We start from the raw sequence: 23,315 nt of genomic DNA on the forward strand, positions 1-23,315 counted from the left end.
AGCTTAGTATGATGCAATTACGTTTTGGTTTTATCGCCGCACTTTCAGTATTGAGTTTGGCTGGTTGTAGTTCTCTGGCCATTAACAATGGTTCATTGGACTATAAAGACACCACCACTTTAGCACCACTTCAATATCCTGAAGGTTCTGTGGTTCGACCTGCAACGCCATTGTATCCTGCACCAAGCGTTGACCCGCTTGCAACGGCCAATGCGCCAAAGCTTGAAAATTCACGTGGCAACCGTTTTGCAATGCCACGTCCTGAAGCTGTGCAAGCGAGTCCGACTGTTGAAGACGGTACCCAAATTGGCCGTCCTCAGCCTGTAGTTGATGGAAACCAAAATCCGTTACTCAAAATTGATGGAAATTCTGCTACAATTTGGCAATACACTCTTGCCACCCTCAGCAGTCTGAATTACAGCATTGTTGGTCAAAGTAAGAACCGTTACGAGGCAACCATTAAGGTCGATCAACAGATTTATGTCTTAAGATTGACCTCTGTCGGTTCGAGCAACAACTTAGCCGTGTTCAATGCCGATAACAGCTTTGCAGACCAAGAAAAAGCTGCAGATCTGTTGGCCCAGATTTACCAAAATTGGCCAGCCTAGCCGTACTAGGCATTTTTTTTTGAAAAAGGTTCCCTCATGTTAAAACAAACCTTGCTCTATACTGGTAAAGCGAAATCTGTTTATACCACAGACAGTGCAGACCACCTGATTTTAGTCTTTCGTGATGATGCCTCTGCGTTCAATGGCGAAAAAATCGAACAACTAGATCGTAAAGGTAAGGTGAACAACCGTTTTAACGCCTTTATCATGGAAAAATTGGCTGAAGCGGGTATCGAAACTCACTTTGAAAAGCTACTTACACCAAACGAAGTATTGGTGAAAAAATTAGACATGATTCCTGTAGAATGTGTAATTCGTAACTACGCTGCAGGTTCACTTTGCCGTCGTTTAGGTGTAGAAGAAGGCAAAGAATTAACCCCACCAACATTTGAATTGTTCTTTAAAGACGATGCGCTTGGCGATCCGATGGTCAATGAATCTCAAGCGATTGCTTTAGGTTGGGCCAATGCAGAACAATTGGCAAAAATGAAAGAACTGACTTACCAAGTCAACGATGTATTAAAAGCATTGTTTGATGCAGGTAACATGATTCTGGTCGATTTCAAACTTGAGTTTGGTGTATTCCACGACCGTATCGTATTGGGCGATGAATTCTCTCCAGACGGTTGCCGTTTATGGGACAAAGACACCAAGAAAAAGCTCGACAAAGACCGTTTCCGTCAAGGTTTAGGCGGTGTGGTTGAAGCTTATGAAGAAGTTGCTGCACGTTTAGGCATCGACTTAGACAACATCTAATCTACAGTTGTCTTGAATTCTAAAGGCCGAGCTATTTTGCTCGGCTTTTTCATTTTTACTGTGCCAACAAAGCACAAATTACAAAGCGGATTTGTTCAACATAAATGAATTTAGAAGACATGACCTGATTGCCTTTTTTAAATTAATTTGAATTTAAATTGTGTATTCTGCAATTCCGTGTATGCTTGTACCCATACTAGAAAAATATGAAGTTCGTTTTAATCGTCTAAGTCCGTAGTTTTATTTTGTAATCCTTCGTTTTGTTCAGATTTTAAGTCGCATCTTTTTCCCAGTTATTCCAAATCTTTTTAGATTGCAAAATATTAAAATTCAGCAGGATATTTCCCTATGTCGAATACTACGATGAAAGGCACTGTAAAGTGGTTCAACGAAACTAAAGGTTTTGGCTTTATTCAACCAGAATCAGGTCCAGACGTGTTTGCACACTTCAGCGAAATTGCACACTCAGGCTTCAAGACTTTACATGAAGGTCAACAAGTTGAATTCAGCGTAACTCAAGGTCAAAAAGGCCCGAACGCTGTAAACATCAAACCGCTTTAAGTCTTTGCTTACAGACACCTCTTTGATGTCTGTAAACCAATGCAAAAAAGCTCAAGTGTATGCTTGAGCTTTTTTTATGCCAATTATTTTTATCAGCTGCACTAAATAGCTTATGACTGATTTTGCTGCCAGCGACGTTGCTGTAAACGCTCGCCTTCAACCTCACGCTTATTACGTGCTGACTCATACAGTTTAGTGCCTTTCAATTCAGGTGGCATATATTCCTGCAGCACAAAATGCTCTGGGTAATTGTGTGGATACAAATAATCTACCCCGTAACCCTGTTCTTTCATCAGCTTGGTTGGTGCATTGCGTAAATGCAGTGGCACAGGCAAGTTCGCTGTTTTTTCGGCCAAATCCATCGCTTTGTTAATTGCCAAATAAGTGCTGTTACTTTTGGCACTGGTGGCCAGATACACCGCACATTGTCCTAAAATAATCCGTGCTTCAGGCATACCAATGACTTGTACCGAACGGAAGCACTCGCCTGCCAACAACAAGGCATTCGGGTTAGAATTGCCTATATCTTCTGAAGCTGCAATTAACATACGGCGCGCAATAAAAGTCGGGTCTTCACCACCTTTGAGCATGCGTGCCATCCAATACAATGCTGCATCGGGGTCACTGCCACGAATTGACTTAATAAAGGCAGACACCAAGTCATAATGCTGTTCGCCCGACTTGTCATAACGGGCAATATTTTGTTGTGCGACCTTCACCACAATGGCATTGGTGATGATGTTTTCTACATCTGGTTCAAAGGTACTTGCAACCAAGTCCAGTAAGTTTAAAGCCTTGCGTGCATCGCCTGCGGCAAACTGAATTAGAGCATCAAATTCTTCAATCTGAATATAACGGTCTTTTAAGAACTGATCTTGCTGAATGGCTTGTGTTAGCAAGGTCTGAATTGCATCGGCATCTAGCGCTTTTAAGGTATAGACCTGACAGCGAGATAACAAAGCACTGTTCACTTCAAATGAAGGGTTTTCAGTCGTCGCACCAATTAAGGTGATTTTGCCCTTTTCAACTGCATTCAATAAGGCATCTTGCTGTGACTTATTAAAGCGATGAATTTCATCAATGAAGACCACAGGTGTAAGTAAGTCACCGCCTTCGGCAATAATTTCACGCAGCTCTTTGACCCCAGTATTCAGCGCAGAAAGGCTGATAAAAGGACGATCTACCGCCTGTGCCAACAATAAAGCAATGGTGGTTTTTCCGACCCCTGGTGGTCCCCAAAATATAATTGAAGGCAAATGCCCCTGATCAATCATTTGGCGCAATGGTGCTTGCTCACCCAGTAAATGATCTTGGCCGATAATTTGCGCTAAATCACGTGGGCGCAAGCGCTCAGGCAGCGGAATATGACTTTCTGACATCTTGTTATTTCTATACTTGACTTCACTCTAGTCTACTATGATCTCAGGCTTTGGAGTATTTCTAATCGTGCTGATTTATTCTGAAACTCTAAGCGTGACCTTACATTGAAAATAAATCAACGCACCCAGCGCACCACATAATCTTCAATATCTTCTTCTGCAACATCCAATTCTGAAATACAGCGCCCTGCCGCAGATTTTTTGGCTTTAATCACACTTTGTCGCGAACCTGTATTTAAATAATGCCAAGACGGCAAATTTTTACCTTCTTTTAAACGTCGATAAGCACAACTTGGCGGCAACCAGTGAATTTTTTCCAGTTTTTCTGGGGTAAGTTGAATGCAATCGGGTACGAATTCAAAGCGATTGGCATAATCTGAACAACGCGCTGTGTTGCAATCCAGTAACTTACACGACACTTTGGTATAAGCCACTTCCTGCGTGTCTTCATCTTCTAATTTGACCAAACAGCATAAACCGCAACCATCGCACAAGGCTTCCCATTCCGCTGTAGTTAAGGCATTCAGCGGATAGTTTTTCCAAAATTCAGGTCGTAATTGATCAGACATAGCGCACAAAAAATATATAAACCGCCCCATTATAACAGCCTTCTGGGGACTTGTAGGCTTGCTTTAGTCTTTAAACGAATCAAACACTTAACTTTAATAACTGAACATTTAATACACAAAAACAAAACAGTGCACTGCGCGCACATCCCTATACTGAATTCAGAAGCTATAAAAACACATGGAGAAAAATTATGTTTCGTTGGGCTATTATCTTTGCAGTAATTGCATTAATCGCGAGTCTACTTGGTTTTGGTGGTGTTGCAGGTCTATCTAAAGACTTTGCCATTATCTTATTAGTCATTGCTGTTATTCTGGCAATTGTTGGTTTCTTATCTCGCGGGAAAGTCTAGTCAGACATTCTGCAAAACTTAAATAAAAAAGAAGGATGATTCCTTCTTTTTTTATGCCTGTTTTTAAGTAAATCCATACCCATTCCACGATTTTTTAAAATATTTTCTCACATTTATAAGCAGGTTTTACCCTGTTTTTAAAAATGCGTGCCATATTATTATGCTTTAATCATGGCATTGAAAACGATAAGGAAAGAAGGCATGGCTTTAGCAATCAAAACTCGCGAAATTGAATATACTGCTGCAGATGGAAGCAAACTGATTGGTTATTTTGCAGCACCAGAAACCAGCGAAGCTGTCGCGGGCGTGATTGTCGCACCTGAATGGTGGGGACGCAATGAATACACCGAACAACGTGCCCGAGAGCTGGCTGAACATGGTTTTGCTGCACTGGCAATAGACATGTATGGCGACAAAAAAGTCACCACCACCGCCACTCAAGCCAACGAATGGATGATGCAAACTTTTGAAGATGCAGACACAATTGTGACTCGTGCGTCTGCAGCTTTAGACGCTTTAGCTGCCCAACCTGAAGTAAATCGCGATAAACTCGCTGCAATTGGCTTCTGTTATGGTGGCAAAGTGGTCCTTGATTTGGCGCGTTCTGGTGCTCCTGTGCAAGCCGTCGTGACCTTCCACGCGAACCTAAGCCCGAAAGCCCCTGCACAACAAGGTCAGGTTCAAGCCGAGATTTTGGTATTGCATGGTGAGCTAGACAGCATGGTGACTTTAGAAGATGTAGCAAGTTTCCGTGAAGAAATGCATGCGGCACAAGTTGACCATGAAGTGATTATTTTTGAAGATGCCAAACACGGCTTCAGTAACCCTCAAGCCGATGAGCGTGCTAAAGCCAACGGTGTAGATTTAGGCTACAACGCTTCTGCAGAGCAGCAAGGTTTAGCGGCAATGTATGAAGTGCTAGATCGACATTTGGCCAATTAATCTGCTGTACATATAACGCAGCATATACTCAACGCAAGCCAAAGAAAATTTTAAAGAAGAGGATATAACAATGACTGAGCAATGCCCTTATTGCAATTATGATGATTACGATGTTTTGGCAAAAAATGAATTTGGGGTGATTTTGCCTGAACCGAATGCCCTGTCTAAAGGACATTGCGTAATTATTCCAATACGTCATGTGGGTTCTTTTTTTGAAGTCACCGACAAAGAGCGTAAAAGCCTGTTGTCTTTATTGGAACTGGCGCGCAATGAGTTGCAATTACGTCATCAGCCTGCGGGTTTTCATATTGGCTTTAATGATGGCGATGTATTCGATGCCAAATCTGAGCATTTACACATCCACATTATTCCGCGTTATGAAGGTCAGACCTTAAAACTGGATAACCGTTGGGGCATGAGCGGTCAAATCTAAGCGACTGCTTTTTTCTCTCAACAGGGTCAAGCCCAAATAAAAGAAGATGCTGCGTCATCTTCTTTTTTATGCACCTCATTCCTGCGCCAGTTTGGCTATACTAGGCCGCTACTTTACAAACTGGGTTCGCATGACTGCTTTTTCATTTTCTGATGCTCTCCTCACGTGGTTCGATCAACACGGACGCCATGACTTACCGTGGCAAGTGGCCAATGATCCTTATGCGGTGTGGGTGTCTGAAATTATGCTGCAACAAACTCAGGTCAAAACCGTATTGCAATATTTTGAGCGTTTTATACAGCGCTTCCCTACCGTACAAGACCTAGGCCGTGCCACATGGGATGAAGTTGCCCCTTATTGGGCCGGTTTAGGGTACTACGCCCGCGCCCGTAACTTGCATAAAGCAGCCGCAATTGTGGCACAGCAAGGGCATTTCCCAAGCACCTTGGAACAATGGATGGCCTTGCCTGGCATTGGTCGCTCTACAGGCGGTGCCATGATGTCACTGGGTTTACGTCAATACGGCGTAATTATGGATGGCAATGTAAAGCGCGTATTGGCACGCTTTTTTGCCATTGAAGATGATTTATCCAAACCTGTGCATGAACGTGCCATGTGGCAACTGGCAGAGCAGCTTTGCCCTGTCACACGTAACCATGACTACACCCAAGCTATTATGGACTTAGGCGCCACCATTTGTACCCCGAAAAAACCATTGTGCCTTTATTGTCCTATGCAGCAACACTGCAAAGCCCATCAACAAGGTTTAGAACAAGAGCTACCGTTTAAAAAACCGAAAAAAGCCGTACCTGTAAAATCTGCACAGGTGTTGGTGTTGCAATGTGCTGAACAATGGCTCTGGCAACAGCGTCCCAATACAGGACTGTGGGGCGGGCTATGGTGTCTACCTGTGATTGAAGATAGATTGGCTTTTGAGCAGTTGTGCCAAAGTTTAGGTCTTAAACACGTGCAGCAACGTGCACAAATTTCTCACAGTTTTACCCATTTCACCTGGCAGCTCGAAGCCATTTGTTTTCAGGTCGATGCCGATTTGCAAGAACACCTTGCGATTGAGCTAAATGCACAATGGTTAAGCCCGCAACAAGCCAGTGATTTAGGAATTCCCACTGCCATGAAAAAATTGATCTCGGCAATCAATCTATGACATAGTCAAACATTGTGAACACTCAACGCATTGCATTCACTGCTATTACAAGGATGTTCTATGTTTCGATGGATTGCCATTTTAAGCGTATCGATGCTCATGCTGCTGATAGCCGCCTGTAGTTCTGCCCCGAAAAAACCCAGTACACCCTTACCACCCGACTTGGTACGCAAACTCAATCAAATGCAATTAAAAACCCGCTTGCCCATTCCAGTGCGAGGCATTAAAGCAAATCGACTTAGTGACACTTGGGGTGCTTCACGCAGCAATGGACGCCTGCATGAAGGCATCGACATCATTGCCCCTAAAGGCAGCAAAGTGTATAGCGCCACCGAAGGTTTAATTGCAGATTTACGCGATAATCGCTTAGGTGGTAAAGTGATTTGGATACTCGGCCCCGCAGGCACTTGGCATTATTATGCACACTTAGATGGACATAAGCGTGGACTCAAAGTTGGCGATTATGTCAAAGCTGGGGCACATATTGGCTATGTGGGCAATACAGGCAATGCCCGACATACCGCAGCACATTTGCATTATGGGCTCTATTTAAATGGTAAAGGACGCGGTGCGGTCAATCCTTATCCTTATTTACGTTAATTTTGTTAGGAACATTTCATGTCTGAAGCCCTGATTAATCGACTGGTGGAATTTGCTGAATCTGGCAATCAACAAAAAATTGTATTGGCAGGACAAAGCCATCAAGGTTGGGTCATGGAAATTACCGAAGATGCCTTGCTCATCAGCACAGGCTACTCAGATAAAGTCGGTAAAGATAACTGGATTTCCTTTCAGGACTTAGAACAGGCCGAATTATATTATTGGGATAACCAAAACGACCAATGGGCGCAATTTCAGCTCTAATCTGCCCGATTATTTTATGCCTTAATTGATCAGGAGTACGCACATGACCTTACAACGCTGTGGCTGGTGCTCTGATGATCCGCTCTATATGGCCTATCACGATTTAGAATGGGGACGGCCTGTCTTTGCAGAAGCACATCTGTTTGAAATGCTTTGCCTAGAAGGCCAACAAGCAGGTTTGTCTTGGATTACCGTTCTAAAAAAACGTGAAGCTTATCGCCAGCATTTTTTTCAATACAGCATTGCTGAAATTGCAGCCCTCAGTGATGACGAGATCGCACTTAAATTACAAGATGCAGGCCTGATTCGGCACGCAGGTAAATTAACTGCCATTCGTGACAACGCAATTGCATGGCAAAAATTAAAAGATGATGAGATAGATGTTGTGAAATGGCTCTGGGATTTTGTCGCACAGCAGCCAATTTCTAATGACGTGCCAGACTATCGTCTTGCCCCTGCACAAACCACAACCAGTGTGGCCATGTCTAAAGCCTTAAAGAAAAAAGGGTTTAAATTTGTAGGGCCAACTACCTGTTATGCCTTTATGCAGGCCGTTGGTATGGTCAATGACCATGAAAATCACTGCAACTTTAAAACCCTGACAAAGGTTCAGCATACTAATCCTTAGCCGTAATCACACAGTCAGCCCATGACAAGGACAATGCAATATGAGTAATACCATTCGAGCCTATGCCGCAATGCAAGCGGGTGAACCACTACAAGCCTATGAGTTTGATGCAGGTGAACTGCAGGCACATCAGGTGGAAGTCAAAGTTGAATATTGCGGCTTATGTCATTCCGATCTCTCGGTCATTCAAAATGACTGGCATTCTTCGGTCTATCCTGTAGTGGCAGGACATGAAATTATTGGCACCATTACCCAATTGGGTGCAGAAGCCAAGGGCTTAAAAGTTGGACAACGCGTAGGTATTGGCTGGACAGCAGACAGTTGCCAATACTGCGATGCCTGTATAGCGGGTGAACAAGTACTGTGCAGCAATGGCACTACAGCCACCATTGTTGGGCATGCAGGCGGTTTTGCCGACAAAGTCCGAGCAGGCTGGCAATGGGTCATCCCCTTACCCGATGCGGTCGATCCTGTCAGTGCAGGACCGTTACTCTGCGGCGGTATTACCGTATTTGATCCGATTCTGAAACACCAAATTCAAGCAGTGCATCATGTTGCTGTGATTGGTATTGGTGGCTTAGGCCACATTGCAATCAAACTCTTAAAAGCATGGGGCTGTGAAATTACGGCCTTTAGTACTAACCCCGACAAAACTGCAGAATTGTTGGCCATGGGGGCAGATCATGTGGTGAACAGCCGTGATGCCGCTGCGCTTAAAACCCAACGTGGCAAATTTGACCTGATTTTAAGTACGGTAAATGTGAGCTTGGACTGGAATGCCTATTTAAGCACGCTGGCACCGCATGGCACTATTCACATGCTAGGTTTAGCGCTGGAACCCATGCCTATTAAGGCAGGCAGCTTGATTGGTGGTGCAAAATCAGTGACGGGGTCTTCAACAGGTTCACCCAAAGCTCTGCGTCAATTACTTCAATTTGCAGCACGCAAACAGATTGCCCCGCAAGTCGAAGTTTTTCCAATGTCACAGATCAATCAGGCCATTGAACATTTGCATCAAGGCAAGGCTCGCTATCGGGTGGTGTTAAAGGCCGACTTTGACTGATTTTAAGTTAAATCAGGATAGTCAAATATATTTATGTCTATCTTTATTTAGGTAAAACCGCTTATCTAAAAACCTAGATAACATGAAGATACTCGGAAGTGTCATCCACAACCTGAGCAAAAACAAGCACTGCTTTGTTTGCAGCGCAAGTCAACTGTGGATGAATAGTTCTAATATGGCGAATAAATAAGTGGTAATAGCACAGCATCGCAAGATGGTTTTCTTGCGATGCTTTCAACTTTTCATTTTACCGAATGAGAGTATATTTCGTAAAAGTGGGCCGAACCGAAGGTTAATCCAATTATTGGACGACAAGCCCACAGAACGCTGTCTTAATCATTTTACGATTACAATAAAAATTTTCCTGCAGCTCAAACTAAATCAGAGTTTTCTTAATTTGCTCACAGCGAATCCTGAATTGATAAGATTTATGTATAAAAAATGTTTTAGATATTCAGTCTGTTATAGAATAAACTGCGTAAGCAGCATATATTAAAACGTTGAATCGATACCTGCTTCAACGCAGGTATCAAAATAGAAAAGTCTGTAAAAAAGTCTGCTAAGATGAATGCTGCTTTTTTAACTATAAAATGAATTTGAGAAAACCTATGAGTAAAGCCTTACCCATCGCTGTTGCTGTAATTTTAGGCGGTGCTGCACTTGTTCCTGTTTATTATGCCTCTCAAAACCCTGCGGTTGCGACTTCTAAGGCGTCTGCAAATGCCTCAGCCGTTGAAAAAATCAGCTACGCTTTGGGTTATGAAGTGGCACATCAAACCCCACCAGAGCTGGACATCAACAGCTTTGTAACAGGTGTGCGTGAAGGTCATGCGCGTAAACAACCTGCTTATACTGAAGAAGAACTACAAAAAGCCTATGAACAGTTCCAGCAAGAGTTGCAACAAAAACAAGCGACTCAAGCACAAGCTGCCCAAACTGCCAGTGATTCATTCTTAACTGAAAATGGTAAAAAAGCAGGCGTACAAACCACAGCATCTGGCTTACAGTACCAAGTCGTTAAAGAAGGTACAGGCAAACAGCCAACAGCAAGCTCTGTGGTGAAAGTGCACTACACCGGTAAACTGGTCGATGGCAAAGTATTTGATAGCTCAGTACAACGTGGCGAACCAATTGAATTCCCACTGAACCAAGTGATTCCAGGTTGGACTGAAGGCTTACAACTTATGAAAGAAGGCGGCAAAGCCACGCTGTATATCCCATCACAATTGGGCTACGGTGAACAAGGCGTACCGGGTATGATTCCTGCCAACAGCACCTTAATTTTTGATGTTGAACTGATTGAAGTGAAATAACAACATCGCCCTTTCAGGAGAGCTTGGCTCTCCTGTATTGTCTTAGGACGGAAATAATGAAAAAACACCTCGCCCTTGTGTGTATTGCGCTACTCAGTAGCAGTGGTTTTGCAAAAACAGTAACCAATAAAAGCCCTGTCGCAGATCAGGTGGGTTATAGCTTTGGCTATTTAATGGGGCGAAGCAATGCTGAAACGCTAAAAGACATTGATTTAGAAGCCTTTATGACAGGCTTAAAAATGGCTACCCAAGACCAGCCTGCTAGTCTGAGCGATGAAGAAATGGCGCGGGTTTTAACCCAATTTAGAAAACAAGCCGAAGCCAAGCAACTGATTGAACTGAAAAAAGTAGCCGATGCCAATGCAAAAATTGGGCAAGCCTTTTTAAGTAATAATGCCAAAAAGGCAGGGGTAAAAGTCACTAAGTCTGGCTTGCAATATCAAGTCTTACAAGCGGGTGCAGGTAAATCACCAAAAGCCACCTCGACTGTCAAAGTCCATTATGAAGGTCGCCTAATTGATGGTACGGTATTTGACAGCTCCATTGCTCGTGATCAGGCTGCTGAATTTCAGGTGAGTCAAGTCATTCAGGGCTGGACAGAAGGTTTACAACTAATGAAAGTCGGTGCCAAATACCGCTTCTTCATTCCTGCTGCATTGGCCTACGGTCAAATTGGCTCAGGTGATGCCATTGAGCCAAACAGTACACTTATTTTTGATGTGGAACTCTTAGAGATTTTAAAATAATCACCGCTCACACTTTTGATCAAGCGCTGAGAGAAAAATACCGCAATTTAAATTGCGGTATTTTTTTACTTTGATGTTTGGGATGCATTCAACAGCGATTTCTGTATTTATGGTTTTAAATGACGTGGTCTAAAACCTGTTGCCAATAAACCAATCGCATACGCCAGTACCCCTACCACACATAGTGCAGTCACTTCAGCGACACGCATCCACTGTGATACATCACCGTTATACCAAGTTAAGGCGTACCACAACGCAGCAATCATCACCGCATTGGCAACGGAAAATTGCAGAATAAGTTTTTTCCAGTGAGCACCAAAACGGAAAATCTTGCGCTGATGCAAATAAAAATACAGCATGCCAGCATTGACCAAAGCCGAACCTGAAGATGCCAACGCCAATGCCATGTGCTCAGCTTCCCAATCAATCAGTTTAAAGAAGCCAATGAACACCACGTTTAAAATGGCATTGGCTGCTACGGCCATTAAACCAACACGTACTGGGGTTTTGGTGTCTTGCTGCGCATAAAAGCCTGGTGCAAAGACCTTAATCAGCATGAATGAAATTACCCCTGCACTCATACATTGCAAGGCCAAAGCCGTCATTTGTGTGTCTTGAAAGGTAAACTGACCACGCTCAAACAAGGCCTGAATAATCGGGGTAGACAGCATAAACAGTGCAATACTGGCAGGTACACCCACCAAAATAATTACCCGTGCCGCCCAGTCCATCATGCCACGGAATTTGTCCATATTCTGTTCTGCATGACGTGCAGACAGTGACGGTAAAATAACTGTACCAATCGCCACACCAATTAAACCTAGCGGCAACTCTGTCATACGTTCTGCACTATACAACCAAGATACCGAACCATCCTGCATAAAAGAGGCCCAAATGGTATTGAGTAACAGGTTAATTTGCGTAACCGACACCCCAAACAAAGCAGGCAGCATCAGCTTCATAATCCGATCCACACCTTCGTGTTTAAAATCAACCTTGGGTGGAATCAGCAGTTTTTTACGCCACAATTCAGGAATTTGAATTGCAAGTTGTAAAGCACCCGCAATAATCACCGCCCAGCCCAGTGCCATAATTGGCTCTGCCATGTACGGCGTGAGCCATAATGCCCCTGCAATCATTGCCAGATTCAGCAATACAGGTGCAAAGGCAGGCGTAGTAAATGAGCCGTAGCTGTTTAAAATACTGCTGGCAAATGCCGTTAACGACATAAACAACAAATAAGGAATGGTCAGGCGGAACATATCTGTCGCCAAAGCGAACTTGGCTGGGTCGCTATGGAAGCCTGGTGCGTAGATATACATTACTGCAGGTGCAGCCACCATGGCAACAAAGGTTAGCCCTGTCATTACTGTCATTAGACAGCCAAAAACCCGACTAATCAGAATTTGCACTTCGGCATGGGTACGACTGGTTTTGTATTCGGTCAGTACCGGAATAAAGGCCTGCGAAAATGCCCCTTCGGCAAACAAGCGCCTGAAAAAGTTGGGAATACGAAACGCCACCACAAAGGTATCGAAATCTTTACCTGCACCAAATACATTCAGCAACACCACGTCACGGACTAATCCAAGTACCCGTGACAGCATGGTCATTGCACTGACAATAAAGGTCGATCGCCAAAGCGCCATCGTTACCACCCAATTAAAAATTTAGTCGCTATTGTAATCAAAGCATCAACAAAGTTTTGTTATTGATTGATCAATTTTTTCTGTAATGTTTAGCTTGAGATAACTGTTCACGAAAACGCTGCCAGTCAAAAAACGGCCCAGGGTCAGTTTTACGACCAGGGGCAATATCGGAATGCCCTGCAATATGCTGCTGAATACGTGGATACGCCTGTTGCAAGGCCTGCACCACTTGTACCAAACGTGCATACTGTACCTCTTCAAAAGGTAAATCATCACTGCCTTCCAGCTCAATACCTATCGAATAATCATTACATTCAGGCTGTGCCATATAACTAGAACGCCCTGCATGCCAAGCCCGATCTGCAAAATTGACAAATTGTAGCACTTCGCCTGTTCTTAAAATCAGCAAATGTGCCGACACTTGCATGCCCTGAATAGTCTGAAAATAAGGATGCTGCGACCAATCCAGCTGATTCTGAAAAAACTGCTCGATGTAGCCCCCGCCAAATTGTGACGGCGGCAAACTAATATTGTGGATGACCAGCAATTGAATCTCTTGGTCTGTCGGACGGGCGTTGAAATTTGGAGATGGGACTTGTCTTGCCCCCTGTAATTGTCCTTCAACCACCTGAAACGACGGCTCATGCTGCATAAGGCAACCCTCAAGCAATTAGAAAAGAAAAATAGAAGTCTATTTTCAGTTTAATGCCAAGCCATGGCAATGAACATCTTAAATTACACCCGAACGTGGCTAAAAAATACATCCAGACGCAGAACAATGCTAATATAACGCGCAATTTTCATGGGCAAAACCGACACGGAAAATCTTATGAGCATCTCTCCATCTTTGCTTGAACACTCTATCCAAATCAATATTCAGCAAGCGCTGCAAGAAGATATTGGCGATGGTGATATTACCGCATTATTGACCCCTGAAGATGAGCAGGCCACTGCGACCATTATCAGCCGCGAAGATATGATTCTGGCAGGTCAGCCGTGGGTGAATGCACTGATTCAAGCTTACGATGCCAATGTTCAAGTGACTTGGTTAAAAAATGATGGAGATCGAGTTGCTGCTAACGAAGCCTTTTTAAAATTGGCAGGTTCAGCTCGCAGCCTATTAACCGTAGAGCGTCCTGCATTGAATTTTGTGCAAACCTTGTCTGCGGTTGCCACCAAAACTGCGGCTTATGTGCAACAGCTTGAAGGCTTAAACACCAAATTATTAGATACCCGTAAAACCTTACCGGGTTTGCGTATTGCACAAAAATATGCCGTGACTGTTGGTGGTGGTCAAAACCATCGTTTAGGCTTGTTTGATGCCTTTTTAATTAAAGAAAACCACATTATGGCAGCGGGTGGCATTACTCAGGCAATTGCCAAAGCACATGCCATTGCTCCGGGTAAGCCTGTAGAAGTTGAAGTGGAAACTTGGGATGAACTCAATCAAGCCCTCGATGCCAAAGCCGATATTGTGATGCTCGATAACTTTAGCCAGCAACAGATGATTGATGCTGTTCAGCATGTGGCGGGGCGTTGCAAACTGGAAGCTTCAGGCAACATCACCATTGAAAATTTACGTGAAGTGGCCAGCACAGGCGTTGATTATATTTCGATGGGTGTCTTGACCAAAGATGTGAAAGCTATTGATTTATCGATGCGTTTCAATGCTTAAACTTAGATAAGTTGAAATTCAGGAGGCAAGCTTGCCTCCTTTTTTATGCCTGAATTACTACTCAATCATCATCTTCGTTGTCGTTGTCGTTGTCGTTGTCGTTGTCGTTGTCGTTGTCGTTGTCGTTGTCGTTGTCAGAAGCTTGACCGAGTACACTACGATTGTCTTCATTTTCACGTTCCGAACGTGAATCACATGCGGTCAGTAGCAACATCATTGCAGACATTAAAATAATCAGTAATTTCATGGGCATCTTCCTGTTTTAAACATTTTTGATCATCTTAAAAGAATCCACACATCGGTATTGTATAATTTTGATTCAGCCCTCCTGACATGATTCAAGCGCATCCATAAAAAAACGCATCCGAAGATGCGTTTTGAACAGCGGTACAATCTTAGAAAACTTGGTTTACCAGCCTAAAGCCTGTTGCTGTTTTTTCACCAATTCCTGAATACCTTTTTCTGCCATTTCCAACATGGCATTGCACTGCACGCGAGTAAACGGCTTGTCTTCTGCAGTACCCTGAATTTCAATAAATTCACCTGCTTGGGTCATGACTACGTTTAAATCGGTCTGGCAGTTTGAATCTTCTTCATAGCATAAATCCAGTAATACCTCATCTTGGTACATGCCTACAGAAATTGCAGCTACCAAACCTTTTAATGGGTCATGCTTAATTTTTTTCTTTTCTAGCAATACATTCATGGCATCAATTAATGCCACTGCCGCGCCTGTAATGGCTGCAGTACGGGTACCGCCATCTGCCTGAATCACATCACAGTCAATGGTAATGGTATTTTCACCCAGTTTTTTTAAATCGACCATGGCACGTAAACTGCGACCAATCAAACGCTGAATTTCCTGTGTACGCCCGCTTTGTTTGCCACGTGCTGCTTCACGGTCACTACGGGTATGCGTTGAACGTGGCAACATGCCATATTCTGCTGTCACCCAGCCCTGCCCCTGACCTTTTAAAAAGCGGGGTACAGAGTTATCAATACTGGCCGTACACAAAACTTTGGTATGACCAAACTCAACCAAAACTGAACCTTCAGCATAGCGAGTATAGTTACGGGTAATTTTTACCTCACGTAATTGGTCTAAGGCTCGTTGGTCAATACGCATAATGGGTCCTTATTTTTGGCTCAAATCAATTGCCCGCAAGTATAACAGATGCCACAGCGAAGGTCGCTTTTCTAGGCTGTTCCCTGTGCAGTTTCGCTCACTTCTGCCACAATAACCACAACATCGCTTCATTCATCTTTTAGTATTACTCTGCAATTCAGGTTTTTGTTAGACTGCGCAGCACTGGCAGAATCAGGAAATAAAATGTCGATTCGAGAAGAACGAAAACAACAAAGTCGTCAGGCCATTATAGATGCTGTACTACAACTGAGTGCTTCTGGACGTGCCTTTAGCAGCATCAGCTTAAGAGAAATTTCACGACAGATTGGGTTCGTGCCCACCGCGTTTTATCGGCATTTTCAAGATATGGATGCTTTAGCACTCGATTTGGTCGATCAAGTTGCCCTACACATTAAAGGGATTTTGCATCAATTGGGGCAAGGCTATTTGTACCAACCCGATGCACAGACAGAAACGGCATTGACCCTGTTTTTTAAATCAGTCGATCAACGCCCACAACAATGGATTTTTTTAATTGCCGAACGCTGGGGCGGTTCTGCCGTTTTACGCCAAGCCATTGCCCGTGAAATTGATTTTTTAATTGAAGATTTAGCCAATGATTTGCAACGGGTAGAAAGTGTGCAGCATTTTCAACATGCCGAAGACTTACACGTCCTGGCCAATATTTTAATTAATTTGTCTTTAAACTGGGCAATGAACTGGATCAGTTTGGGACAGCAATTTGAAGCAGAAAAATTGCAGCAACAACAGCAACACTTCATACAACAAAGCATTACCCAAGTCCATTTGCTATTTCGTGGTATTTGCCACTGGCAGCGTCCGCAGCCTATTTAAAGTTATCTGCTAAACACTTTAGCCATAAAAAACCGCAATGATCTTTCAATCATTGCGGTTTTAGACACAAGGTGATTTCACCACAGCATCGTAGTTTTATTTCTTGGCTTTACGCTCTTGATCGACCAAGTAATTCACCACCTGAATCACTTTGCCGTTATCGCCCTGCACGATGTATTTACCATTGACAACCACGGCAGGTACACCCGTCAATTGATACTGACGCGCCAATTGCTTAGCTTGTGAAATTTTAGAAGTGATCGCAAACGAGTTAAACATGCTGTTAAATTTCGCTTCAGGCACGCCATATTTTACAAAGAATTTGGCTTGAGACTGTTGGTCAAAAATTTGCTGACCTTTGTCATGAATAGCATGGAACAATGGCAAGTGAGTTTTCTTACGTACGCCCAATGCTTCAGACACATAATAGCCACGCGCATTCATTTCCCATACAGGGTTCATGGCAGCTGGAGTACGCACAAAATTCACATCTTTAGGCAATTTGCGTAACCAAGTCTGCATATATGGCTCTAGGGTAAAGCAGTGGCCACAGCCGTACCAAAAGAACTCACGTACTTCAATTTTACCTGGGACATCCACTTTCCCTGGGTTAGCAACAACGCTGTAATCTTTACCTGCAACAAAATTTGCCGCCATTGCACTACCAGAAATAGCAAAGATGGCTGTTGCCAAACTACCTAAAAGGAATTTTTTCATTGCGTTTATAGTCCTCTAAATCATTCTGTTTAGTTTATGGCAACACTATAAATCAAATATGCCGATTTCGTTTTCCTTCTGTGAACTTTTTTACAGCTTTTATCGCTTTTTTTAGAATTAACGCTACACTAGGGTTTATACATATTTTTACCATCATCACGATTAAATTGAGGTGACACCCATGTCGCAACTGAATGTTGATCCACAAGAAATTGCCAAATTTGAAGCATTTGCAGCCATATGGTGGGATCAGCATTCCGAGTTCCGTCCCCTGCACATGATTAACCCACTGCGCCTGAACTGGATTGATGAACATGCAGGCGGTTTAGCAGGCAAAAAAGTGCTAGATGTCGGTTGCGGCGGCGGGATTTTGGCAGAAAGCATGGCACGTCGTGGTGCCAATGTACTTGGCATTGATATGGGCGAAGCACCTTTAAATGTGGCGCGTATCCATGCTGAGCAAGAAGGCGTAAATAATATTGAGTATCGCCAAATTCCTGTTGAACAACTGGCAGAACAACAAGCTGGTCAGTACGATGTCGTGACCTGTATGGAAATGTTAGAGCACGTACCCGACCCAGCCTCTATTATTCAAGCCTGCCAAAAACTGGTCAAACCAGGTGGTCATGTATTTTTCTCCACCATTAACCGCAATCCAAAATCATACTTATTTGCCATTATTGGTGCAGAATACGTGCTGCGTATGCTGGCCAAAGGTACGCACGATTATCATAAATTTATTAAACCATCTGAATTGGCACATGATATTCGCCAAGCGGGTTTAAAACTCAAAGATATGACGGGTTTACACTACAACCCACTAACTAAACGCTATTGGTTGGCACCTAATGTTGATGTGAACTACATGGTTTACACGGTCAATGAGGCAACAGAATGAAAGCCGTTTTATTCGACCTCGATGGCACCTTAATTGATACCGCTGCTGATTTTATTCGCATCATTCAAGACATGTGCCGTGACAAAGGCTGTGAGATTGTGGCAGCAGATGCCATTCGTACACAGGTGTCTGAAGGTGCACGGGCAATGGTAAAACTGGTCTATCCAGAACTTGAGGTAGATGACCCTGTATTTCTTGCGCATCGACAACGCTTTTTAGACCTGTACGGCGCAGATATTGCGGTAGAAACTGATCTGTTCGAGGGCATGTATCCACTGCTCGAAGCTTTGGAACAGCGTCAAATTCCGTGGGGTATTGTTACCAATAAACCGCGCTGGCTCAGTGAAGCTTTACTCAAGGCACTGAATTTAACTGACCGCTGTGCGGTTTTGGTCTGCCCTGAGGATGTCAGCCATACCAAGCCAGACCCAGAACCTATGTATTTGGCAGCCAAACAGATTGAAATTGCCCCAGAAGATTGTATTTATGTGGGTGACCATCCACGTGATATTGATGCAGGCCGCAATGCCAATATGTACACCATTCTGGCCGCTTACGGTTATTTACCGTTGCAACACAAAGATGACTTAACAGTGTGGCAAGCAGATTGTATAGTGGATTCAGTCGCTGAATTACATACGGTTTTAGACAAATTGGTGCTGCAAGCCGCAACATCATCAAACAGCCTGAATGCCAATGCCTGAGTTGGTTCTATTACACCTGCCAAAGCACAAATATTACCTTTAAAATATGCCCAATAAAAAATCAATATAGGAGGGATGACCATGAAATATTCAGAATATCAACCTCGCCCCGATCTGTTAAAAGATCGCATTATCCTCATTACCGGTGCGGGAGATGGTATTGGACGTGCCGCTGCCCTCAGTTATGCCCTGCATGGGGCCACCGTGGTACTGCATGGTCGTACCCTCAATAAACTTGAAGTCATTTATGATGAAATTGAAAGTTTAGGTGCACCACAACCTGCTATTTTACCCCTGCAACTGTCTAGCGCTTCGCCACGTGACTATGAGTTACTGGTCGATACCCTAGAGAAACAATTCGGACGTTTAGATGGTATTTTGCACAACGCAGGCATTTTAGGTGAACGCACCGAGTTAGCAAATTACCCTGCAGATGTCTGGGATGATGTCATGGCGGTAAATTTACGTGCACCTTTTGTCTTGACTCAGGAATTATTACCGCTCTTGGCAAAATCAGAACATGCCTCGGTGGTCTTTGCTAGTTCAGGGGTTGGCCGTGAAGCACGTGAATGCTGGGGGGCTTATTCAGTTTCTAAAATTGCGATTGAAGCGGTCAGCCAATTATTTGCCAAAGAGCAAGTTCACCCGAATATTCGCTACAACTGCATTAATCCGGGCGCAACCCGTACAGCCATGCGCGCCAAAGCCTATCCAGATGAAGATCCAAAAACCTTACCAACACCCGATGCAATCATGCCTGCCTATTTATATTTAATGGGCGATGACAGCTTACACATGAATGGTCAAAGTATTGATGCACAGGATTAATCCTGTGCGTCTGCTTCCCGCTTTTTAATAGCATGCTTGTGCAAAAAATCTTCATCTTCTAGCTTTTTAAAATTACTTGAATACGCATCACTTTTTTATATATACGCCATCTATAAACGAAAAACCTTATTTAGATAAAATATAAATATAAATTTTAATAACTTATGCTTCAGTTTTTAGCCCCAATCTATGCCTATAGTGCATATCTATAAATGAGATAACTTTACAGCTTTTGCTTATTTTACAGTGCACAGCCCAATCATGATTAATAGCGACATTCCAAATTAATTTATTTTTAGGTTGTTCAGCACATGTCATATTCTCAGCAAAAACCGCTCAATATTGTTGCCATTTCCGGGGGGCTCAATGCACCTTCTAAAACAGAAGCGCTGTTACAGACCCTGGTAGAGCGTTTGGCCAAAGCCATCCCGATTCAGGTACATTTCATTAAATTTAGTGAAATTGCGCCACTTTTAGGTGGTGCAATTTACCGCAATCAATTGCCTCAACAAGTGCAAGACCATTTAGCTGCTGTAGAAAATGCAGATGCACTGATTGTAGGAACACCTGTCTATCGGGCGTCATTTACTGGTTTATTTAAACATTTTTTTGATTTTGTTGAACAAAATGCACTGATTGATGTGCCAATATTATTGGCTGCATCTGGTGGCAGCGAGCGACATGCACTGGTTTTAGAACATCAATTGCGCCCTTTATTCAGTTTTTTCCAAGCACAAACCTTGCCTATTGGTGTCTATGCCACAGACCGAGATTTTAGCCCTGAATACACCGTACAAAGTGAATTGCTTAATGAGCGAATCAATTTGGCCATTACCCGTGCAGTTCCAGTTTTGCAATGGGAGGCAGCCAAATCACAGTACGCTATAGCCCAAACACAAGTGGCTTAATGACCACCACACATAGCACAGCTTGATCACAGCGCACCCTCACGGGATAGATATATGAAATACATATCTATCCCACGCATGACTTAGCCTTCATGTTGCCAGTGCTGCAGCAAATTCAGATCAGCTTTCTTTTTTATGCAGGTTACGTAGCATACTGTCAGTTTTCAGACCTTCATCTTGTGTAAAATAAGCACTTAAAGGCCACCGCAGTAATTGTCTGTGTCTATCTTGCATAAACAGAATTCACTCGCTACGCTTCTGCCTTTCTATCCCACTCTTACGCTGCAGAGAACAACATGACTGAATTAAATAACATCACCGTAACCCCGCTAGAAGATGGCATGGTGTCTTTACTGATTGATGGTCAGCCTATTTCTGAAAAATACGGCATGAAGTTTGAAGCCAGCATCGTGGATGATATTCAAGCGCTCGACAACAGCCAAAAAATCAAATTGTTTGATCAGTTTGTGTTTTCACATACCGATCTCAATTTTGAACATGCTTACCACTATGTCACTGGCATTGAAAAGTTGGATGATCGCTATCACGTGGTCAAAAACTTTGTCTATCGTATTAAAATTGAAGGGCAACCTGAAATTGAACACGTGATTACCAAACAAGGTGCACCAATGACAACTGAAGATGTGCGTGAATTTATTAATGCACATATTCAAAAATCACTCACCGACTATACCGACTTAAACTACGCTTACTAAAAGCCAGTGAAGCTACCAAACTCAGGGTCAAGACATTAATCGTTTTATTGGATTGAAACAATAAAATTAAACTGTTTTTCAAATTAATATAAATCCTCTATTCTAAATCCATCTTCAACAGTATTGAGGTAGATTGCGATGACGGATATGAAACGAAAAACAGCCGTGATTCAAAGTATTGAAACTTTACAACTGAGCCAACATTTGATTGTTGCCTTAGATGACAAAGAAAAAGCCGAATGTGTAGCGAGCGCAGTGCAGTCTTTACAAGGTTTGGCAGATCAGTGGAACTGATGTATCCCATAGCAGCTCGCTGCTATGGTCATGCTCGATCTAAAATAAAATACCCCAACCCCTTCCTCTCTATTTTCTGCACGCACATACATTCAAAATGCTTTTTTTGTCACATAATAGAATAGACTCTATACTGTAGCATCAGGCTTTATTTAAAAAATTCATGTGCTTTCTTCACAGTTTCTCTGCATTTAATGGCTAAAGTATGAACTGTGAAATAGAGATGAGAAATGAGGGGTTTACATGAAAAAGATTTTGACAGTTCTGGCAATGTCTTTCAGTGCTTTACTTGGCAGTAATTTAGCGACTGCTGCTCCTCAATTTGATCGGGATCATGCGGAACACCCGCGTTATCAGGCACAAAATAAACGTGAATTTCGTGCCAATATGGAAGAGCGCGTACAAGACAAGCGTCGTATGCGTGAAGAACGTGGTGTAAAACGCTTGCAGCAACATAAGTGGCAAACGGGCTATGTCATGCCGCAGCACTATCGTAGCAATGGCTATAAGGTCGATTATCAAGATCACGACCTGCCTAGACCTGAACGCAAACAACAATGGTATAAAATTAATCAGGACTATATTTTAGTCGATTTGGAAAACCATCATATCTTGCGTATTGCAGGTTCATAAACACGCCTGAATGTGTAATTGAATTTTATCGAGAAGCCCAATCTAGAGTTTGGGCTTTTTTATGGACACTCATTCCCACGAAAAAGTAAACTGATATTCCTAACTTACTTGGACGCTTTAAAAAGCATCCAAAGATTATGATTTGATTACATTTATCAGTAAGACCTATCAAAACTGTCTAAAAACTGACTTGTTTCAAAATTGGATTTTTCTTGATTTTATAATCATGATTTATTATTAAGATATTGATTATTATAAATAATATTCACTTGTGTTGCGTATCACCACCATTCTTTTAGATGGGGTTGGATCTGTGAGGTATTTGACCTTATCTACTACAGCCCCAAAAATTTTTTGTTATGCTCAATACTTAGATAAAAATAATATGTGAAATTAACAAATGATAAGTACAATTTGCCTGCATGAATTGCCAGCAGAACAATTAAAAAAAATGTCTCCAGAAAATATTGATCAAACTTTAAAGGATGAACAACCATATTTTCAGCATCACCCAAAAACAACAGATTCCCTTGCTATCAATGGATCTAAAACTAAACAGGATGGTCTCGTGAAAGCCAGTGCGACACCAAGAAAAATTGGTGGTCTATCGGTTGTACTTGTTGGCGAGAATGTGATTTATACAGAATTATTTACACCCTCAAATAATCAGCCCATACGAAATCTCAATTTACCCCATATTACTCAATATCTTAGAAAACCATAAAGCCCAAATAATATACCTGAGCTTTATGGATTCTTTACTTTCCACGGTAATCCCTTCAAAAGAATAGATAACCAAGCACATCTTGGTTTCTCATCTTGCAAAGCGGTACATCCATTCTGTTCCTTAAAATGTAGTCAAACATACTCAAGGACTAATTCGCACTCTGTTAATGTCTTGTTGCCAAGCGTGTAACTAGAGCCTGAGTCGGTCA

29 protein-coding genes and 1 pseudogene are annotated in these 23,315 nt (G+C 42.8%); 23 read left to right on the forward strand and 7 right to left on the reverse strand.

The window, feature by feature from the left end; translation table 11 throughout:
* Nucleotides 1-11: 11 nt before the first annotated feature.
* The 3 genes from HHA43_RS02935 (at nucleotide 12) to HHA43_RS02945 (ending at nucleotide 1,925) form a co-directional block, all read left to right on the forward strand.
* Entirely contained in the window at nucleotides 12-608 is a 597-nt protein-coding gene (locus HHA43_RS02935) for a lipoprotein-34 precursor (NlpB) (protein ID WP_168417726.1), read from the forward strand.
* Between the two features lie 36 nt (nucleotides 609-644).
* Complete coding sequence (gene purC / locus HHA43_RS02940; protein WP_004974116.1) at nucleotides 645-1,364, forward strand: phosphoribosylaminoimidazolesuccinocarboxamide synthase; 720 nt, start codon at nucleotides 645-647, stop codon at nucleotides 1,362-1,364.
* A gap of 348 nt (nucleotides 1,365-1,712) precedes the next feature.
* Nucleotides 1,713-1,925 carry a cold-shock protein gene (locus HHA43_RS02945; RefSeq protein WP_168417652.1) on the forward strand — a complete coding sequence of 71 codons (213 nt, stop codon included), beginning with the start codon at nucleotides 1,713-1,715 and terminating at the stop codon, nucleotides 1,923-1,925.
* A gap of 110 nt (nucleotides 1,926-2,035) precedes the next feature.
* Here the strand turns inward: HHA43_RS02945 and HHA43_RS02950 are convergent, their stop codons facing one another.
* Nucleotides 2,036-3,304, reverse strand: a complete 1,269-nt coding sequence (locus HHA43_RS02950; protein WP_168417651.1) for a replication-associated recombination protein A — start codon at nucleotides 3,302-3,304, stop codon at nucleotides 2,036-2,038.
* Nucleotides 3,305-3,420: 116 nt separating this feature from the next.
* Nucleotides 3,421-3,873: a YcgN family cysteine cluster protein gene (locus HHA43_RS02955; RefSeq protein ID WP_168417650.1), complete on the reverse strand. Its 453-nt coding sequence runs from the start codon at nucleotides 3,871-3,873 to the stop codon at nucleotides 3,421-3,423.
* Between the two features lie 191 nt (nucleotides 3,874-4,064).
* Here HHA43_RS02955 and HHA43_RS02960 point away from each other — a divergent pair, with 191 nt between their 5' ends.
* The 10 genes from HHA43_RS02960 (at nucleotide 4,065) to HHA43_RS03005 (ending at nucleotide 11,377) form a co-directional block, all read left to right on the forward strand.
* Complete coding sequence (locus tag HHA43_RS02960; protein ID WP_004647174.1) at nucleotides 4,065-4,223, forward strand: DUF1328 domain-containing protein; 159 nt, start codon at nucleotides 4,065-4,067, stop codon at nucleotides 4,221-4,223.
* A gap of 201 nt (nucleotides 4,224-4,424) precedes the next feature.
* On the forward strand, nucleotides 4,425-5,165 hold the full coding sequence (locus tag HHA43_RS02965; RefSeq protein WP_168541684.1) for a dienelactone hydrolase family protein: 741 nt from the start codon (nucleotides 4,425-4,427) through the stop codon (nucleotides 5,163-5,165).
* A 70-nt stretch (nucleotides 5,166-5,235) separates the two neighbouring features.
* Complete coding sequence (locus tag HHA43_RS02970; protein ID WP_004974104.1) at nucleotides 5,236-5,598, forward strand: HIT family protein; 363 nt, start codon at nucleotides 5,236-5,238, stop codon at nucleotides 5,596-5,598.
* A 130-nt stretch (nucleotides 5,599-5,728) separates the two neighbouring features.
* Nucleotides 5,729-6,763 carry an A/G-specific adenine glycosylase gene (gene mutY, locus HHA43_RS02975; protein WP_168417648.1) on the forward strand — a complete coding sequence of 345 codons (1,035 nt, stop codon included), beginning with the start codon at nucleotides 5,729-5,731 and terminating at the stop codon, nucleotides 6,761-6,763.
* A gap of 60 nt (nucleotides 6,764-6,823) precedes the next feature.
* Nucleotides 6,824-7,363: a M23 family metallopeptidase gene (locus HHA43_RS02980; protein ID WP_168417647.1), complete on the forward strand. Its 540-nt coding sequence runs from the start codon at nucleotides 6,824-6,826 to the stop codon at nucleotides 7,361-7,363.
* Between the two features lie 18 nt (nucleotides 7,364-7,381).
* Nucleotides 7,382-7,627: a hypothetical protein gene (locus tag HHA43_RS02985; protein ID WP_168417646.1), complete on the forward strand. Its 246-nt coding sequence runs from the start codon at nucleotides 7,382-7,384 to the stop codon at nucleotides 7,625-7,627.
* Between the two features lie 43 nt (nucleotides 7,628-7,670).
* A complete protein-coding gene (locus HHA43_RS02990) occupies nucleotides 7,671-8,255 on the forward strand; it encodes a DNA-3-methyladenine glycosylase I (protein WP_168460468.1) in 585 nt (194 codons plus the stop codon).
* A gap of 40 nt (nucleotides 8,256-8,295) precedes the next feature.
* Nucleotides 8,296-9,318, forward strand: coding sequence for an NADPH-dependent aldehyde reductase Ahr (gene ahr / locus HHA43_RS02995; RefSeq protein WP_168460466.1), 1,023 nt, complete (start codon nucleotides 8,296-8,298; stop codon nucleotides 9,316-9,318).
* A 608-nt stretch (nucleotides 9,319-9,926) separates the two neighbouring features.
* Nucleotides 9,927-10,631: an FKBP-type peptidyl-prolyl cis-trans isomerase gene (locus HHA43_RS03000; RefSeq protein ID WP_168460465.1), complete on the forward strand. Its 705-nt coding sequence runs from the start codon at nucleotides 9,927-9,929 to the stop codon at nucleotides 10,629-10,631.
* 56 nt (nucleotides 10,632-10,687) lie between these two features.
* Nucleotides 10,688-11,377 carry an FKBP-type peptidyl-prolyl cis-trans isomerase gene (locus HHA43_RS03005; RefSeq protein ID WP_168417642.1) on the forward strand — a complete coding sequence of 230 codons (690 nt, stop codon included), beginning with the start codon at nucleotides 10,688-10,690 and terminating at the stop codon, nucleotides 11,375-11,377.
* Nucleotides 11,378-11,484: 107 nt separating this feature from the next.
* Here the strand turns inward: HHA43_RS03005 and murJ are convergent, their stop codons facing one another.
* A complete protein-coding gene (murJ, locus tag HHA43_RS03010; protein WP_171525557.1) occupies nucleotides 11,485-13,035 on the reverse strand; it encodes a murein biosynthesis integral membrane protein MurJ in 1,551 nt (516 codons plus the stop codon).
* Nucleotides 13,036-13,096: 61 nt separating this feature from the next.
* On the reverse strand, nucleotides 13,097-13,678 hold the full coding sequence (gene ampD, locus HHA43_RS03015; protein WP_168417640.1) for a 1,6-anhydro-N-acetylmuramyl-L-alanine amidase AmpD: 582 nt from the start codon (nucleotides 13,676-13,678) through the stop codon (nucleotides 13,097-13,099).
* Nucleotides 13,679-13,855: 177 nt separating this feature from the next.
* Here ampD and nadC point away from each other — a divergent pair, with 177 nt between their 5' ends.
* Entirely contained in the window at nucleotides 13,856-14,701 is an 846-nt protein-coding gene (gene nadC, locus HHA43_RS03020) for a carboxylating nicotinate-nucleotide diphosphorylase (RefSeq protein WP_168417639.1), read from the forward strand.
* 61 nt (nucleotides 14,702-14,762) lie between these two features.
* Here nadC and HHA43_RS03025 read toward each other — a convergent pair whose 3' ends face one another.
* The gene (locus HHA43_RS03025) at nucleotides 14,763-14,948 is read right to left on the reverse strand and encodes a hypothetical protein (protein ID WP_168541686.1); all 186 of its coding nucleotides are present in this window, start codon (nucleotides 14,946-14,948) and stop codon (nucleotides 14,763-14,765) included.
* Nucleotides 14,949-15,110: 162 nt separating this feature from the next.
* A complete protein-coding gene (gene rph / locus HHA43_RS03030) occupies nucleotides 15,111-15,827 on the reverse strand; it encodes a ribonuclease PH (protein WP_096902471.1) in 717 nt (238 codons plus the stop codon).
* A gap of 204 nt (nucleotides 15,828-16,031) precedes the next feature.
* Here rph and HHA43_RS03035 point away from each other — a divergent pair, with 204 nt between their 5' ends.
* Nucleotides 16,032-16,682, forward strand: a complete 651-nt coding sequence (locus HHA43_RS03035) for a TetR family transcriptional regulator (protein ID WP_168525266.1) — start codon at nucleotides 16,032-16,034, stop codon at nucleotides 16,680-16,682.
* Nucleotides 16,683-16,778: 96 nt separating this feature from the next.
* On the opposite strand, the gene HHA43_RS03040 is transcribed toward HHA43_RS03035, so the two are convergent.
* Nucleotides 16,779-17,399: a thiol:disulfide interchange protein DsbA/DsbL gene (locus HHA43_RS03040; protein WP_168460463.1), complete on the reverse strand. Its 621-nt coding sequence runs from the start codon at nucleotides 17,397-17,399 to the stop codon at nucleotides 16,779-16,781.
* A 181-nt stretch (nucleotides 17,400-17,580) separates the two neighbouring features.
* Here HHA43_RS03040 and ubiG point away from each other — a divergent pair, with 181 nt between their 5' ends.
* From ubiG to HHA43_RS03080, 8 genes and pseudogenes are all read left to right on the forward strand, one after another.
* Nucleotides 17,581-18,297: a bifunctional 2-polyprenyl-6-hydroxyphenol methylase/3-demethylubiquinol 3-O-methyltransferase UbiG gene (gene ubiG / locus HHA43_RS03045; protein WP_168417636.1), complete on the forward strand. Its 717-nt coding sequence runs from the start codon at nucleotides 17,581-17,583 to the stop codon at nucleotides 18,295-18,297.
* A complete protein-coding gene (locus HHA43_RS03050; protein WP_168525264.1) occupies nucleotides 18,294-19,001 on the forward strand; it encodes an HAD family hydrolase in 708 nt (235 codons plus the stop codon). Before ubiG ends, HHA43_RS03050 begins: the two co-directional genes overlap by 4 nt.
* Nucleotides 19,002-19,082: 81 nt before the next feature.
* Nucleotides 19,083-19,829: a YciK family oxidoreductase gene (locus tag HHA43_RS03055; RefSeq protein ID WP_168525262.1), complete on the forward strand. Its 747-nt coding sequence runs from the start codon at nucleotides 19,083-19,085 to the stop codon at nucleotides 19,827-19,829.
* Between the two features lie 311 nt (nucleotides 19,830-20,140).
* A pseudogene (gene msuE / locus HHA43_RS03060) lies at nucleotides 20,141-20,713 on the forward strand (FMN reductase); the annotation flags it as partial.
* 320 nt (nucleotides 20,714-21,033) lie between these two features.
* Nucleotides 21,034-21,453 carry a hypothetical protein gene (locus HHA43_RS03065; RefSeq protein WP_168460459.1) on the forward strand — a complete coding sequence of 140 codons (420 nt, stop codon included), beginning with the start codon at nucleotides 21,034-21,036 and terminating at the stop codon, nucleotides 21,451-21,453.
* 138 nt (nucleotides 21,454-21,591) lie between these two features.
* Entirely contained in the window at nucleotides 21,592-21,747 is a 156-nt protein-coding gene (locus HHA43_RS03070) for a hypothetical protein (protein WP_165492522.1), read from the forward strand.
* A 243-nt stretch (nucleotides 21,748-21,990) separates the two neighbouring features.
* Entirely contained in the window at nucleotides 21,991-22,380 is a 390-nt protein-coding gene (locus HHA43_RS03075) for an RcnB family protein (RefSeq protein WP_168525258.1), read from the forward strand.
* 400 nt (nucleotides 22,381-22,780) lie between these two features.
* Nucleotides 22,781-23,104 (forward strand): hypothetical protein, encoded by a 324-nt coding sequence (locus tag HHA43_RS03080; protein WP_168417630.1) that lies wholly within the window; start codon nucleotides 22,781-22,783, stop codon nucleotides 23,102-23,104.
* Nucleotides 23,105-23,315 lie beyond the last annotated feature (211 nt).

This window comes from Acinetobacter sp. A2, assembly GCF_012371325.1.
GTDB lineage: Bacteria > Pseudomonadota > Gammaproteobacteria > Pseudomonadales > Moraxellaceae > Acinetobacter.